At 67.6% G+C, this 14,654-nt stretch carries 15 protein-coding genes; 14 read left to right on the plus strand and 1 reads right to left on the minus strand.

Features of this window, described 5'->3' with window-relative positions:
* The first annotated feature begins 9 nt into the window (after positions 1–9).
* The gene (holA, locus tag JW030_RS05420) at positions 10–1,038 is read left to right on the plus strand and encodes a DNA polymerase III subunit delta (RefSeq protein ID WP_188044948.1); all 1,029 of its coding nucleotides are present in this window, start codon (positions 10–12) and stop codon (positions 1,036–1,038) included.
* 158 nt (positions 1,039–1,196) lie between these two features.
* Positions 1,197–2,195 (plus strand): DUF808 domain-containing protein, encoded by a 999-nt coding sequence (locus JW030_RS05425; RefSeq protein ID WP_188044947.1) that lies wholly within the window; start codon positions 1,197–1,199, stop codon positions 2,193–2,195.
* Positions 2,196–2,300: 105 nt separating this feature from the next.
* Here JW030_RS05425 and rpsT read toward each other — a convergent pair whose 3' ends face one another.
* Positions 2,301–2,561, minus strand: coding sequence for a 30S ribosomal protein S20 (gene rpsT, locus JW030_RS05430; protein WP_188044946.1), 261 nt, complete (start codon positions 2,559–2,561; stop codon positions 2,301–2,303).
* A gap of 256 nt (positions 2,562–2,817) precedes the next feature.
* On the opposite strand from rpsT, the gene lepA reads away from it, so the two are divergent.
* The 12 genes from lepA to era all read left to right on the plus strand — a co-directional run bounded on the left by lepA (position 2,818) and on the right by era (position 14,641).
* The gene (gene lepA, locus JW030_RS05435) at positions 2,818–4,668 is read left to right on the plus strand and encodes a translation elongation factor 4 (RefSeq protein WP_188044945.1); all 1,851 of its coding nucleotides are present in this window, start codon (positions 2,818–2,820) and stop codon (positions 4,666–4,668) included.
* Positions 4,665–5,423 (plus strand): DUF1990 family protein, encoded by a 759-nt coding sequence (locus JW030_RS05440; protein WP_241095579.1) that lies wholly within the window; start codon positions 4,665–4,667, stop codon positions 5,421–5,423. The genes lepA and JW030_RS05440 overlap by 4 nt, the downstream gene beginning before the upstream one ends.
* On the plus strand, positions 5,423–6,649 hold the full coding sequence (hemW, locus tag JW030_RS05445; RefSeq protein WP_188044944.1) for a radical SAM family heme chaperone HemW: 1,227 nt from the start codon (positions 5,423–5,425) through the stop codon (positions 6,647–6,649). Before JW030_RS05440 ends, hemW begins: the two co-directional genes overlap by 1 nt.
* Positions 6,650–6,736: 87 nt before the next feature.
* Complete coding sequence (gene hrcA, locus JW030_RS05450; RefSeq protein WP_188044943.1) at positions 6,737–7,774, plus strand: heat-inducible transcriptional repressor HrcA; 1,038 nt, start codon at positions 6,737–6,739, stop codon at positions 7,772–7,774.
* A 70-nt stretch (positions 7,775–7,844) separates the two neighbouring features.
* On the plus strand, positions 7,845–8,933 hold the full coding sequence (dnaJ, locus tag JW030_RS05455) for a molecular chaperone DnaJ (RefSeq protein WP_188044942.1): 1,089 nt from the start codon (positions 7,845–7,847) through the stop codon (positions 8,931–8,933).
* Positions 8,914–9,717, plus strand: a complete 804-nt coding sequence (locus JW030_RS05460) for a 16S rRNA (uracil(1498)-N(3))-methyltransferase (protein ID WP_370567018.1) — start codon at positions 8,914–8,916, stop codon at positions 9,715–9,717. The genes dnaJ and JW030_RS05460 overlap by 20 nt, the downstream gene beginning before the upstream one ends.
* An 8-nt stretch (positions 9,718–9,725) precedes the next feature.
* Positions 9,726–10,523, plus strand: coding sequence for a hypothetical protein (locus JW030_RS05465; protein ID WP_188044941.1), 798 nt, complete (start codon positions 9,726–9,728; stop codon positions 10,521–10,523).
* 10 nt (positions 10,524–10,533) lie between these two features.
* Positions 10,534–10,884: an HIT domain-containing protein gene (locus tag JW030_RS05470; RefSeq protein ID WP_188044940.1), complete on the plus strand. Its 351-nt coding sequence runs from the start codon at positions 10,534–10,536 to the stop codon at positions 10,882–10,884.
* Positions 10,874–11,941: a PhoH family protein gene (locus JW030_RS05475; protein WP_223159817.1), complete on the plus strand. Its 1,068-nt coding sequence runs from the start codon at positions 10,874–10,876 to the stop codon at positions 11,939–11,941. Before JW030_RS05470 ends, JW030_RS05475 begins: the two co-directional genes overlap by 11 nt.
* On the plus strand, positions 11,938–12,399 hold the full coding sequence (gene ybeY / locus JW030_RS05480; RefSeq protein ID WP_188044939.1) for an rRNA maturation RNase YbeY: 462 nt from the start codon (positions 11,938–11,940) through the stop codon (positions 12,397–12,399). The genes JW030_RS05475 and ybeY overlap by 4 nt, the downstream gene beginning before the upstream one ends.
* A complete protein-coding gene (locus JW030_RS05485) occupies positions 12,396–13,721 on the plus strand; it encodes a hemolysin family protein (protein WP_188044938.1) in 1,326 nt (441 codons plus the stop codon). The genes ybeY and JW030_RS05485 overlap by 4 nt, the downstream gene beginning before the upstream one ends.
* Complete coding sequence (gene era, locus JW030_RS05490; protein ID WP_188044937.1) at positions 13,718–14,641, plus strand: GTPase Era; 924 nt, start codon at positions 13,718–13,720, stop codon at positions 14,639–14,641. Before JW030_RS05485 ends, era begins: the two co-directional genes overlap by 4 nt.
* Positions 14,642–14,654 lie beyond the last annotated feature (13 nt).

A 14,654-nucleotide genomic window follows, 5' to 3' on the forward strand; every position in this document is an offset into this window, starting at 1 on the left:
GCTGGAGCCGTGGCAGCACCCGCAAAATCAGCAACCCGATCCGCGTCGTCGAAAATCCCGCAGCTTGTCTGGCAGGACGCTCGGCCGGCCCCGGTCGTGCTCATCAGCGGGCCCGAACAGTTCCTCGCGGACCGTGCGATTCGCGCGATCCGCGACGCCCTTCGCGCCGAGGACCCGGCACTTGAGGTGCACGACGTCGATGCCGCGGGCTACACCGCCGGCGAACTCTTCACCCTCGCGAGCCCCTCGCTGTTTGGCGAGCCGAGACTCATTCGGGTCAGCGGCGTCGAGAAGTGCAGCGACGCGCTCATCGAAGACGCGAAGAAGTACTTGGAAGCCCCCGCCGACGGCACCGTGCTGGTGCTGCGCCACGGCGGGGGCACCCGAGGCAAGGCGCTGCTCGATAAGGTCCGCGCCGGCTCGGGAGGCGGCGTCGAGGTCGTCTGCGCCGAGGTCAAGAAAGACGCCGATCGCTTTGCGTTCGCGCAGCAGGAATTCCGCAGGCAGGGCGCCACCATCACACCCGCCGCTCTGCGCATGCTCGTCGCGGCCTACTCGGGCGACATCGGCGAACTCGCGGGTGCGTGCGAGCAGCTCATTTCGGACGTCGGGAACCAGATCGGCGAGCGCGAGGTTGAGCGGGCTACGCAGGGCCGGGTCGAGGCGGGAGCGTTCGCCGTCGCGGACACCGCGATCGCCGGCCGCGCCGCCGAGGCGCTCATTCTGTTGCGGCAGTCCCGCGCGGCCGGGGTCGATGCCATTCCGATGCTCGCCGCCCTGAACATGAAGATCCGCGGCATGGCCCGTGTGTACGGCGCCCGCGGGGGCAATCTCGCCAAGGAACTCGGCATGGCCCCCTGGCAGGTCGAGCGCGCCATGAAGGACGCCCGCGGGTGGCGCGAGGAGGACCTCGCCCACTGCATCGTGCAGGGAGCCGAGACCGAGTGGCTCCTCAAGGGCGGCACCCGCGATCCCGAGTACGCGCTCGAGCGCTACGTTTTGCTGGTCGCCCGGCGGGGTCGCTCGCTCGCGCACTAACTCCTGAGGCCGTCGACGCGCCCTGTGTTGCCGCCTGCGCCTGGACGCAGCGCGGCCTCGCGGCCGCTGCATAATTGGCCTGATCGGTGTCGCGTAGCGCGCGACCTCCCGACGTGTGAAAACATACAAGCACAACACCGTGTGCGAGAGGACTCAACATGGCCGGCAGTTTCTTTGCCTTTCTCGATGACATAGCGGTGCTCGCCCGCGCCGCGGCGGCGTCCATGGACGACATCGCTGCGGCGGCAGGAAAAGCGACCGTGAAGTCCGCCGGCGTCGTCATCGACGACGCGGCCGTGACCCCGCAGTATGTGCAGGGAATTCGCCCGGCACGGGAGCTGCCGGTGATTTGGCGAATCGCCAAGGGCTCGCTGGTGAACAAGGCGATTATTGTCGTCGCGGCGATGTTGCTGAGTATCTGGGCGCCTTGGGTGTTCCCGTGGCTGCTGCTCGTCGGCGGCAGCTACCTTGCGTATGAGGGGGCACACAAGGTCTGGCACTGGGTGCAGAGCCGACGCGGACAGACGCACGAGACCACCGCCGCGGAAGTGGCCGGACGCACCGAGGCGGACGAAAAGGGCATCGTGGCGAGCGCGGTGCGTACCGATTTCGTGCTCTCGACTGAGATTATGCTCATCTCCCTCTCAAGTATTGCTTCCGACTCGTGGCAGATTCGCCTGGCGACCCTCGTCGTGGTGGCGCTGCTCATGACGGTGATGGTCTATGGCGCGGTCGCACTGCTCGTCAAGATGGACGATGTGGGGCTCTGGCTCGGCTCGAAGCGGACGGCGGCGGCGCGATCATTCGGACGAGGGCTGGTGCACGCGATGCCGGTGGTGTTCACGGCGCTCAGCGCGGTGGGGGCTGCCGCGATGCTCTGGGTGGGCGGTCATATTCTGTTCGTGAACCTGGCAGAGGTGGGCGTCACCGCGCCCTACGCGCTGCTACACACGCTGACGGATCCGCTGCAGGATTTCCCCTTCATCGCATGGTGCGTCGACACGCTGTGTTCGGCGCTGCTCGGCCTGCTCTGGGGCCTCGTGCTCGTGGGTGCGGCGTCGCTGTTCGCGCGCGCACGCCGCGGCGCTGCGCCGACGCATCCCGCGAACCTCTCCGCCACCGACGCGAGCGCCGAGGAGAGCACCGACGCGAGGTAGTTTCGCGTGGCGGTGCGCCCGCTGCGGGGAGCGGCGCACCGCCCAGCCAACGACGAAGGGGCCCCGCCGCAGCGGAGCCCCTTCGGGTAAAGCGTGTGGTGCTCGCTAGAGAGCGGCAACCTGGCTCGCGAGGGCCGACTTGCGGTTCGCAGCGTTGTTGAGGTGGATGACACCCTTGCTCACGGCCTTGTCGAGCTTGCGCGTCGCAACCTTCAGCGTCGCCTCAGCGGTCGCCTTGTCGCCCTCGGCGATGGCGCGACGGGTTGCGCGGATCGCGGTGCGAAGTTCGCTCTTGACGGCGCGGTTGCGCTCCGTTGCCTTCGCGTTGGTCTTGATGCGCTTGATCTGCGACTTGATATTTGCCACGTTGGGTAAAATCCTTTGAGTAATAAAGAAGTGAAAACAGGTTGATCCGCTTGGTGAAGAGGGCACCGTACGGGATGTGTGGTTCAAGCCCACACGCAAGTCCAAGAAGTCAGCCTACCAGGATCCGGCCGGGAGCGCACCTCTCCCGGTTTGCGCGTCGCCGGACGACGAAGGCCTGCTCGATCCTGCGACCCGCCCGCGCCGAGAAAACTCGCCGAAGCGGGATTTCTCCGTCGGCGTGGGATAATGGCCCACAATGTCTCCTCGCAGTGTGAACCCCCAGATCCCGGCCGCGACCGCGCCCGAGTCGATCCGCAATTTCTGCATAATTGCGCACATCGACCACGGAAAGTCGACCCTTGCCGACCGTATGCTCCAGATCACGGGATCCGTCCCCGATCGCGAGATGCGCGCCCAGTACCTCGACCGCATGGACATCGAGCGTGAGCGTGGCATCACCATCAAGTCTCAGGCGGTGCGCATGGGCTGGGACGTCGGAAGCAAGAGTTACGCGCTCAACATGATCGACACCCCGGGTCACGTGGACTTCAGCTACGAGGTCTCGCGCTCGCTCGCCGCGTGCGAGGGCGCGATCCTGCTGGTCGACGCTGCGCAGGGCATTGAGGCCCAGACGCTCGCAAACCTCTATCTCGCGATGGAGAACGACCTCGAGATCATTCCGGTGCTGAACAAGATCGACCTGCCGGCGGCCGACCCCGAGAAGTACGCGAAGGAAATCTGCGACCTCATCGGCGGCAACCCCGACGACATCCTGCGGGTATCGGGCAAGACCGGTATGGGCGTGGAAGAGCTGCTCGACCTGGTCGTGCAGAAAGTCCCGGCCCCGGTCGGCGACGAGAGCGCGCCGTCGCGCGCCATGATTTTTGACTCGGTGTACGACTCGTACCGCGGTGTCATCACGTACGTCCGCGTCATCGACGGTCGCATCTCGCCCCGCGAGAAGGTCCAGATGATGTCGACGGGCGCGACCCACGAGGTGCTCGAGATCGGCGTCTCCTCGCCCGAACCGACGCCCTCGAAGGGGCTCTCGGTCGGCGAGGTTGGCTACCTCATCACCGGCGTGAAGGACGTCCGCCAGTCCAAGGTCGGCGACACGATCACCTCGCACCGCAACCCCGCCACCGAGGCGCTCGACGGATATACCGACCCGAAGCCGATGGTCTTCTCGGGCCTGTACCCGATCGACGGCTCGGACTACCCGGTGCTGCGCGAGGCGCTCGACAAGCTCAAGCTCTCGGACGCGTCGCTGCAGTACGAGCCCGAGACTTCGGTCGCGCTCGGCTTCGGCTTCCGCTGTGGCTTCCTCGGCCTCCTGCACCTCGAGATCGTCACGGAGCGTCTGCGCCGCGAGTTCGATCTCGACCTGATTGCCACGGCCCCCTCGGTCGTCTACCAGGTCACCCGTGAGGACAACGCCGAGATTACGGTGACGAACCCCTCGGAGTACCCCGACGGCAAGATCAAGAGCGTGCGGGAGCCGGTCGTGCGCGTCGCGGTCCTGGCCCCCAAGGACTACGTCGGCACGATCATGGAGCTCTGTCAGAGCCGCCGCGGCACCCTGATGGGCATGGAGTACCTTGGCGAGCGCGTCGAGCTGCGCTACTCAATGCCGCTCGCGGAAATCGTCTTCGACTTTTTCGACCACCTGAAGAGTCGCACGCAGGGCTACGCGAGCCTCGACTACGAGCCCATGGGTGAGCAGGAGGCGGACCTCGTCAAGGTCGACATCCTGCTGCAGGGCGAAGCGGTTGACGCGTTTAGCGCGATCGTGCACCGCGACAGCGCCTACGCTTACGGAACCCTCATGGCCGAGCGCCTGCGCAAACTCATCCCGCGCCAGCAGTTCGAGGTGCCCATCCAAGCCGCGATCGGCGCCCGCATCATCGCCCGTGAGACGATCCGCGCGATCCGCAAGGACGTGCTTGCCAAGTGCTACGGCGGCGACATCAGCCGCAAGCGCAAGCTGCTCGAGAAGCAGAAGGAGGGCAAGAAGCGCATGAAGATGGTTGGCCGCGTCGAGGTCCCTCAGGAGGCGTTCATTGCTGCCCTCTCGGGCGACACGGAGGGCAAGGAGGTCAAAAATTGACCCAGCGACGAGCCAGTCACATTGAGGTCCCCGCGACGTACGCGTCCGTGGGAGCCTCGAACGCCCCAGACCTCATGCGGTTCCCGCCCGAGGGCACGACGCCGTTTGAGGACTCCGTCCGCCTGGGCAGCGGCCAGGACCGCTTCACCATCGCCTCGAGCGCGCTCATGACCTGGGGCGCCGCGCGTGGCGCCGGCCTCGTGGTCGAGGAGGTCGTGGTCGGCGACGGCGGCGCCTACTCCGGGATCGAGTTCGACGCCCAGGGCACCCCGGTCACCCCGGGCAGCGCCGAGCAGAACTTCGGCCCGGATGGCGAGCCCTACATCACCGCCGGCACCACCGCCCGACTGGGCGGGGGCGGCCAGGAGGCTCGCAAGATTCGCGTGGTCTACGTCGTGAACGAACCGCGCAGGATCGGCCTGGCGGTCGGTTCCATGGATGATTCCGGCGCGATCGGCGAGTCCCTCTACTGCGTCGAGTTCCGCGAGGACGACTCGGTCTGGGCGACCGTGCGGGGGTTCCTCGTCGCGCCCGAATCTGGCCTCTTGGGCATCAAGGGTCGTACGCAGCTCAAGAAGGCGATGGAGTCCGCGCGCGATCAGCTGCGTGCGTTGCTGCCGGCAGCCGCCGCGAGCGCCGAGGCAGACGCGACTCCTGAGGCTGCCGGGCAGACGACGGCGATCGAGGACGCGCCATCCGAGCCCGCAGTAAACGATGACGGCGACGACTCCGGCACGCTCGACGCTGTGAACTGATGCCGAGCGTCCTGCCCGACGGTATCCCGGCTCCGGAAGATGGCTCGCTGCCCGCGAGCGTGCTGGCCGGCGCCCGCGAGCGCGCCTTCGGCGTCTACGTGCACGTGCCCTATTGCCGCGTCCGCTGCGGCTACTGCGACTTCAACACTTACACTGCGAGCGAGCTGCGCGGCACGACCCAAGAGAGCTACGCCGACGAGGTGCAGCGCGAGCTCGCCCTCGGTGCCGAGGTCCTCCGCCGCGCGGGCCTGCCCGAGCGCGCCGCCTCCACCGTCTTTTTCGGCGGCGGCACCCCGACGCTGCTGCCCGCGTCCGACCTGGGCAAAATGCTCGGCAGGATCCGGGCCGAGTGGGGCATTGCCGATGGCGCGGAGGTCACGACCGAGGCGAATCCCGACTCGGTCGACGCCGCGTACCTCGTCGAGCTCAAGGAAGCGGGCTTCACCCGCGTGAGCTTCGGCATGCAGTCGGCGGTGCCGAGCGTGCTCGCGACCCTCGACCGCACGCACTCGCCCGAGCGGCTTCCGCTCGTGACCAGGTGGGCGCGCGAGGCCGGCCTCCAGGTGAGCGTCGATCTGATCTACGGCACCCCCGGGGAGACGATCGAGGACTGGGAGCGCTCGCTCGACGCGGCGATCGCGCTCGAGCCCGATCACCTGTCGGCGTACGCGCTGATCGTCGAGGCCGGCACGAAGCTCGCGGCGCGCATTAAGCGCGGCGAGGTGGCTGCCCCGGACGACGACTTGCACGCCGAGATGTACGAGCTGGCTGACGCGCGCCTAGGCGCCGCGGGCTTCAGCTGGTACGAGGTGTCGAACTGGGCGAAGGGCCCCGAATTCCGTTCGCGGCACAACCTGTCGTACTGGACGGGCGAGGACTGGTGGGGCGCGGGCCCCGGCGCGCACTCCCACGTTGGTGGGGTTCGGTGGTGGAACGTCAAGCACCCGGCGGCCTACGCCGAGCGGATGGCCCGCGGTGTCTCGCCGGCGCACGCCCGCGAGCTGCTCGATGACGAGGCGCGGCGCACCGAGCGCGTGCTGCTCGAGTCTCGCATCAGCGACGGGCTGCCCGTGAGCGCCCTCGATGCGGCCGGGCGCCAGGCAGTTGCCGGGCTCATTGCCGATGAACTCGTGGATCCCGCGGCCGCGTTTGCCGGTCGAGTGGTACCGACGCTGCGTGGGCGCTTGTTGGCGGATATCGTCGTGCATCGCCTCCTCGGTGCTTAGTGGGTGCGCTTCAGCTTTTCTGGGGAGCTCTGCGCTAGGCTTTTAGCACTCCGGCAACGAGAGTGCCAGTAATCGAAGGGGGGGCGAATGGTCTCGGAACGCAGCTTGGCTGTGCTGCACGCCATCGTGGGCGACTACGTCGTCTCGCACGAGCCCGTTGGTTCGAAGGCATTGGTCGATCGGTACCAGTTCGGCGTCTCGGCGGCGACCATTCGCAACGATATGGCCCTACTCGAGGAGGAGGAGCTGATCGCGGCTCCGCACACCTCGTCCGGTCGGGTGCCCACCGACAAGGGGTACCGGCTCTACGTCGATACGCTGCGCGACCTGCGGCCGCTGAGCCAGGCGCAGCGGACCGCGATTGAGCGCTTTCTTGATGATTCGAGCGACCTTGACGACGCGCTCGCCCGCACGGTTCGCCTGCTCGCGCAGCTCACCAATCAGGTTGCAGTGGTGCAGTACCCGTCGCTCAAGCGCGCGGTCGTGCGGCATATCGAGCTTGTGGCGGTCGCCGAGGATCGGGTGTTGTGCGTCCTCATCACGGGGACCGGCGTCGTCGAGCAGCAGATTGCTCGCCTCCCGGGCGCGCAGGTCACCGAGGCCTGGGTGCACGGCGTGCGCGACCGGATCACCCCGGCCCTGATCGGGCTGGACATCGAGCAGGCGGCCGGCGCCGCGGCGCGGTTGCTCGCCAGCTGCGACGACTGGGCGAGGCCAGAGGAGGCCGAGCTCGTCGGCACGGTGCTCGGGGTGCTGATCGGCCAGCTGCAGTCCAACCGCACCGACCGCATCGCGCTCTCGGGGACAGCGAATCTCACGAAGCCGGGGGAGAGCTTTGGCGGGCTTCCGGCGGTCCTCGAGGCGATTGAGGAGCAGGTGACCCTGCTGCGCCTCTTCGGGGAACTCACGAGCGACGGTCGCGAGGTCACCGCTTCGATCGGCCGCGAAAACCTGCAGTACGGACTGCCCGACACCGCGGTGATCGCGTCCAGCTACGAGTCGTCCAGCGACTCGGTGTCGCGTATCGGGGTGCTTGGCCCCATGCGCATGGATTACGCCGGCAACATGACCGCGGTGCGCGCTGTCGCCCGCTACCTGAACCGGATGCTGGGGAGTGGCACCTAGGGCCTTGCCCCGAGAGTCCCCTCTGCATCGTTGAATTGACCGAAACACACACCTGAAGGAGTCGCCAGCAGTGGTCGACCATTATGAGACCTTGGGCGTCGAGCGCGACGCCAGCATCGAGCAGATCAAGAAGGCGTACCGCAAGCTCGCCCGCGAGCTGCACCCCGACGTGAACCCGAGCCCCGAGGCATCCGAGCGGTTCAAAGCGGTCACTCACGCCTACGATGTGCTCAGTGACCCGCAGGAACGCCAGCAGTACGACATGGGCGGGCAGGGCGGAAACGCCGGAGGCTTCGGCGATATCTTCGAGACCTTCTTCGGGGGCGGCTTCGGCGGGCAGCAGGGCCCGCGCTCGCGCACCGAACGCGGGCAGGACGCGCTCATTCGCGTCGATGTCACCCTCGAGGACGTCATGTTCGGGGTGCAGCGCGAGCTGTCGGTCGACACCGCGGCGCTGTGTGGCACCTGCAACGGCAGCTGCTGCCAGCCGGGCACCTCGCCCACCACCTGCGACGTCTGCCACGGCTCCGGTTCGGTCCAGCGCCAGGTCCGTTCGCTGTTCGGCAACGTCGTCACGAACCACCCCTGCGGATCGTGCCGCGGGCATGGCACGATCATCGAGCACCCCTGCGTGGAGTGCGGCGGGCAGGGACGCGTGCGCGAGCGCCGCACCATCACCGTCGACATCCCCTCGGGCATCGAGACGGGCACCCGTATGCAGATGCGCGGCGGCGGCGAGGTCGGCCCCGCGGGTGGCCCGAACGGCGACCTGTTCATCGAGTTCCGCGTGGCCCACCACGACGTGTTTAGCCGCGAGGGCGATGACTTGCTCTGCACCCTCGAGGTACAGATGACCGACGCGATCCTCGGCGCCACCGCGACGGTGCCGGGTCTCGACGGCGACATCTCGCTCGAGATCGCCCCGGGTTCGCAGTCGGGCGACATCATGACGGTCCGCGCCCGCGGTGTGCAGAAGCTCCGCAGCACCGCGCGCGGCGACCTCAAGGTGGCCATCCAGGTAATCACCCCGACGAAGCTGAGCTCCCGCGAGCGGGACCTCGTGCACCAGCTTGCCGCGCTCCGCAAGGAAGACGGGCCCAAGCTCGGCGAGTTCCAGCAGGGACTCTTCGGCAAGATCCGTGACCGCTTCTTCCGCTAGGCCGGAGCTCGAGATGGCGAACCTGTACTTCACCGACACGGCAAGTGCTTCGGACTTTGCCCCCGGCGGTCTCCTTGAGGTCACCGGGGAAGAAGCGCGCCACGCGGTCGCCGTGAGTCGGCTGCGTGTCGGCGAGCAGATCCTGATCGGTGACGGCGCGGGCGTGATCGCGAGCGGTGTCGTCGAGACCGCCGAGAAGAAGCGCTTCACCGTGCGCGTGGCGTCCGTTCGGCGCGAAAAGCGCCCTGAGCGTCGCGTTGTGCTCGTCCAGGCCCTCGCGAAGGGGGACCGCGCCGAGCGGGCGGTCGAGCAGTCGACCGAGTTCGGTGTCGACGCCATTGCGCCCTGGGAGTCCGCGTACACGATCTCGCGCTGGCGGGGCAAGGGCACAAACGGCGATGAGAACGTCGCGAAGGGCGTCGCCAAGTGGCAACGCATCGCGCGCGAGGCGTCCAAGCAGTCGCTGCGCGCGCACATTCCAGAGGTCACCCAGCCGCTGCTCATGGCTGAGTTGTGTGAACTCGCCGCGGGCGAGTCGAACGTCGTCGTCCTGCACCCACGGGGCGAGCGCACGCTGAGCTCGTGGGCCGCCGAGATTTCGGGGCAGGATCCGCGCGACATCTACCTCGTGGTCGGCCCCGAGGGCGGCCTGAGCGACGCCGAGATCGACCGGCTTGCCGGCGCGGGCGCCGAGATCCTGCTGCTGGGATCGACGGTGCTGCGGACGTCGAGCGCGGGACCGGCGGCCCTAGCCATCGTGAATGTCGCGCTCGGACGCTGGTAGCGCGAGCGGTGGCGAGGCGACGACGCCGACCGTGGAGCCGTGAGCTGAAGCTCACCCTCGGGTTCGTCGGGCTCCTCGCGGCGGCTGGCTGGGTCGGCCCCATCTGGGTCTGGTCAGCGGCGCTGGGGCACCCGGAGACGCTGACCTTCGGGCGCGCGGCGGCGGTGGCGGCGTTCGCCCTGCTCGGGGCGGCCGGCGGGCTGACCTTCGTCTGGTGTACCCAGCGGCAACCGAAGTTTGTCCGGTGCTGGTTCTTGCTCCTCTCCACGTCGGCGGTCTCCTCGTTTCTCTCGTTTGCGGCGTTCAATCTGGTGGCCGCGAGATTTGGTGCGGGCAGGATCCTGCCGGTCTGCCTGGCGTTTCTGATCGTGACGATCGTGACGGCGAGCACCGCGGTGCTGGTCGTCACCCGGGCGCGGAGGCCGCCGAGCCGGAAGCGTCGCGTCCGGATCACCTGGCGGCACTGGCTGAGCTGGGGCGTGCTCGCGGCCATGGGGGCGATGCTCGTGGTCATGGGCGTCGGCCAGTTTGTACCGTCGGCAGAAGCGAATTGCCTCGTGTCTTCCAATGAGCATATTCGGACTCCGGGAGCGCGCCATGCCGGGTATCAGCAACGCGTCGAGTCGAGCTGCGGCAGCTTTCGCATCTCGAAGGACTCCCTCCGAGGGCACTTCTGGGATGTCCAGGTGCGTGAGGCGATCCAGGTTGGCGAGTCCTACGACTTTGCGCTCACCGGCCTCGGTCGACGCAACATCGTGGCGGCGACCCCGGCGGGAGAGCGGCAGTTTCCCGGGCCCGCGCGATAGACTGGACGGCATGGCAGAAGAGACGGTGTTCGGCAAGATTGTGTCGGGCGAGATCCCCGTGAAGATCCTTGCGGAGACGGAGCGCGTCATCGCGTTCCCCGACGCCGCTCCGCAGGCACCCGTGCACCTGCTGGTGATCCCGAAGACGACCGAGTACGCCAACGTCGCTGAGCTCGCAGCGGGCGATCCGTCGCTGCTCGCCGAGATAGTTACGGTCGCTCAGCGGCTCGCCGCCGAGCACGCAGACGGCGACTTTCGCATGATCTTTAACTCGGGCGCGAACGCCGGGCAGACGGTCTTCCACGTGCACGCCCACGTGCTCGCCGGCGGGCTCGAAGAACGGAGCCTCGTTGGGTCGTGACGCCGTCACACCGGGGTCGCACATTGGCGACCCGCTACTCAGTCGCACGCTTCTGCTCACCGGGGTCGACGTGGCGGATTTCCTGGGGCACCGCGATCGCCTGATCGCTGAGCTTGAGGCCAACCATCCCGCGGTGGAGTTCCACGTCCGCGACTACGTACTCACCCTGCGCGGCCCCGCCTCCGCGGTGCGCGCCGCGGAGCGCGTCACCGAACAAATTCTTGAGGTCGCCCGGCGCAGCGGCCCGGTCAACAGCCACGATGTCCGAGAGGTGTCCCGCATGGTCCATGAGCACGAGGGGACGAACGCGGCGCAGATGCTGTCGGAGCCGATCCTGACGGTCCGCGGAAAGTCTGTGCGCCCGCAGACCGAGGGCCAGCGCGAGTACATCGACGCGATCGACCGGAACACCATCGTGTTCGGCATCGGCCCGGCCGGCACGGGCAAGACCTATCTCGCGATGGCGAAGGCCGTGCAGGCTCTGCAGCGCCGCGAGGTCGCGAAGATCATCCTGACGCGGCCCGCCGTCGAGGCCGGTGAGCGCCTGGGGTACCTCCCCGGCACGCTCGAGGACAAGATTGACCCGTACCTGCGCCCGCTCTTTGACGCAGTCGGGGCGATGATGGACCCGGACCTCGTGCCCCGCTTGCTCGCAAGCGGCACGATTGAGGTCGCCCCGCTTGCGTACATGCGCGGGCGCACGCTGAACGAGTCGTTCGTCATTCTCGACGAGGCGCAGAACACGACGCCCGAGCAGATGAAGATGTTCCTCACCCGACTCGGCTTCGGCTCGAAGATGGTCGTCACCGGTGACATCACCCAGGTCGATCTGCCGCTCGCGGCAAGCGGGTTGCGCGTCGTCACCCGGATCCTGGAGGGTGTCGACGACGTGCACTTCACGAACCTCACGAGCGACGACATCGTGCGGCACAGCCTCGTTGGGCGCATCGTCGACGCGTACTCGTCGTACGAGGAAATTGAACAGGCCAAGCGCTTTGCGCGGCAGAATTCCCAGGCCTCGCCTGACACAGCAGCAACCAAGGAGCGTCCGCGATGAGCGTCGAGATCAACAACGAATCCGGCTACGAGGTCGACGAGGCGGGCCTCCAGCGCCTCGCCACCTTTGCGATGGGCGCGATGCACGTCCACCCCGATACGGACGTCGCGATCCTGCTCGTGGACGAGGCGACCATTGAGCAGCTGCACGTGCAATGGATGGATGAGCCCGGCCCGACCGACGTGCTCAGCTTCCCCATGGACGAGTTACGCCCGGGCAGCGCCGACCAGCCGACCCCGGCGGGCCTCTTAGGTGACATCGTGATCTGCCCGTCGGTTGCCGAGACGCAGGCGGTCGCGGCGGGTCACTCGACGGCGCAGGAGATCAACGTGCTCCTCACCCACGGGGTGCTTCACCTGCTGGGCTTTGACCACGCGGTGCCCGAGGAAGAGGCCGAGATGTTCGGGCTCCAGCGGGACATTCTGTTGAGCTTTGCGATGAGCGAGCGGGGCAAGTGAGCGGCGCAGTGCTCGCGCTGCTCGTCACGGCGGCAGTGGTGCTGCTCGCCGTTGGCGGACTGCTCGCGGCGACCGACGCAGCGCTTTCGGTGCGCTCGCGCGCGCAGCTCATCGCCCTCGCCGACGAACAAGCTGGCAGCGGGCGCGCGATTCGGGCGATCGCCGACGACGAGGCCTCGCACCTCAACGCGCTCAACTTCGTCCGCGTGATTGCTGAGACGCTCGCTGCCGTGCTGATCACGGTCGTGCTCGCGTACACGATCGAGGAGCTGTGGGTCACACTCGCGCTCGCGACCCTGATTATGACGGCCGTCACCTACGTCCTCGTCGGTTCAAGCCCCCGCAGCATCGGCACGCACCACCCCGACCAGATCCTGCGGGCGACCGCCCCGACCGTGCGCGTGCTGCGCATCGTCCTCGGCCCGATCGCGAGCGGGCTGATCCGGCTGGGGGACTGGGTGACTCCGGCCCGCGGCACCGGCAGCGCGCGCATCCGCGACGAGCAGCAGCTGCTCTCGATGGTCGATCATGCCGCCGAGCAGGAGTTGCTCGAGGAGGACGACCGCGACCTCATCCACTCGATCGTCGAGTTCGGGGACACGCTCGTGCGCGAGGTCATGGTGCCCCGCACCGACATGGTGACCATCGACGGCACGGAGACGGTGCGAGAGGCGTTTGAGCAGCTGCTCACGTCACGCCACTCCCGGATCCCGGTCGTCACGGGCGACGTCGATGACGTTGTGGGCGTCGCGTACCTGCGCGACGTCGCCGGGTTCGTGCTGCGTCGGCCGGACGAGGCGGACACGACTGCGGTCTCGCGGATTATGAAGCCGGCAGTGTTTGTTCCCGATCTCCAGCGCGGCGACGACCTGCTGCGCCAGATGCAGCGGGAGGCGAACCACCTGGCGCTCGTGGTGGACGAGTACGGCGGGATCGCCGGGCTGGTGACGCTGGAGGACCTCATCGAGGAGCTCGTGGGCGACATTAGCGACGAGCACGACCGTGAACAACCGGACGCCGTGCTCGAGCGCGAGGGTGAGTTCCGCGTGAACGCGCGGTTGCCCGTCGACGAGCTCGGAGAACTCTTCGGCATTGAGCTGGAAGACGACGACGTAGAGTCCGTCGGCGGCTTGGTGGCCAAAGAACTGGGTCGGCTTGCCGAACCAGGGGACACGGTCGTCCTCGCCGGGATCGAGCTCACCGCCTTGGAGACAGAACGTAAGACACAGAGGCTGGTGACGGTGCGCGCACGATGGGTGGGCGACGACCAGGCGAACGGGGACGGCTTTCGGGAGTCCCTGAACTCGGAGGAAAAATCATGACGGAACACGCAGTACCCGAGTCCACGCACCGGGCGGGCTTCGTCTCGTTCGTGGGCAGGCCCAACGTCGGCAAGTCGACCCTGACCAACGCGCTCGTCGGCGAGAAGGTCGCCATCACGAGCGCGAAGCCGCAGACGACCCGGCGCGCCATCCGCGGGATCGTCCACCGCGAAGACGGCCAGCTGATCATCGTCGACACCCCGGGCATTCACCGGCCCCGCACGCTGCTCGGCGAGCGCCTGAACGCGCTCGTGCAGTCGACGCTTGGCGATGTCGACGTGATCGGTTTCTGCGTGCCGGCGAACGAGAAGCTCGGTCCGGGTGACCGCTTCATCAGCGAGCAGCTCGAAGAGTACCCGCGCGCGAAGAAGGTCGCGATCATTACCAAGATGGACACCGCGAGCATGAACCAGTCCATCGAGCAGATCGCCCGTGTGGACGCGCTGCGCGAGTGGGACGCGGTTATCCCGCTGTCGGCGGTCGACTCGAGCGAGCGAGGCCAGGAACAGCTAGAGATTCTCATGCGCGAGCTCTTGAAGCTCATGCCCGTCTCGCCGCCGCTGTATCCGGCTGAGCAGATGACCGACGAGGGGGACGACGACCGCATCGCCGAGCTCATCCGTGAGGCCGTGCTCGAGGGCGTCCACGACGAACTGCCGCACTCGATCGCCGTCGTGATCGAGGACCGCGAGGAGCGCGAGGACGGACTCCTCGAGCTCTACGCGAACCTCTACGTCGAGCGTGACAGTCAAAAGGGCATCATCATCGGCAAGGGCGGCAGCCGCCTGAAGCAGGTGGGGGAGCAAGCGCGTCACCAGATCGAGGCACTGCTGGGCCGCCGCGTGTATCTGTCCCTCCGCGTCAAGGTGCTGAAGGAATGGCAGCGGGACCCGAAATTCTTGGGTCGCCTCGGGTTCTAGTGAAGCGATAGGC

The sequence above is a fragment of the Leucobacter sp. CX169 genome, assembly GCF_017161405.1.
GTDB lineage: Bacteria > Actinomycetota > Actinomycetes > Actinomycetales > Microbacteriaceae > Cx-87.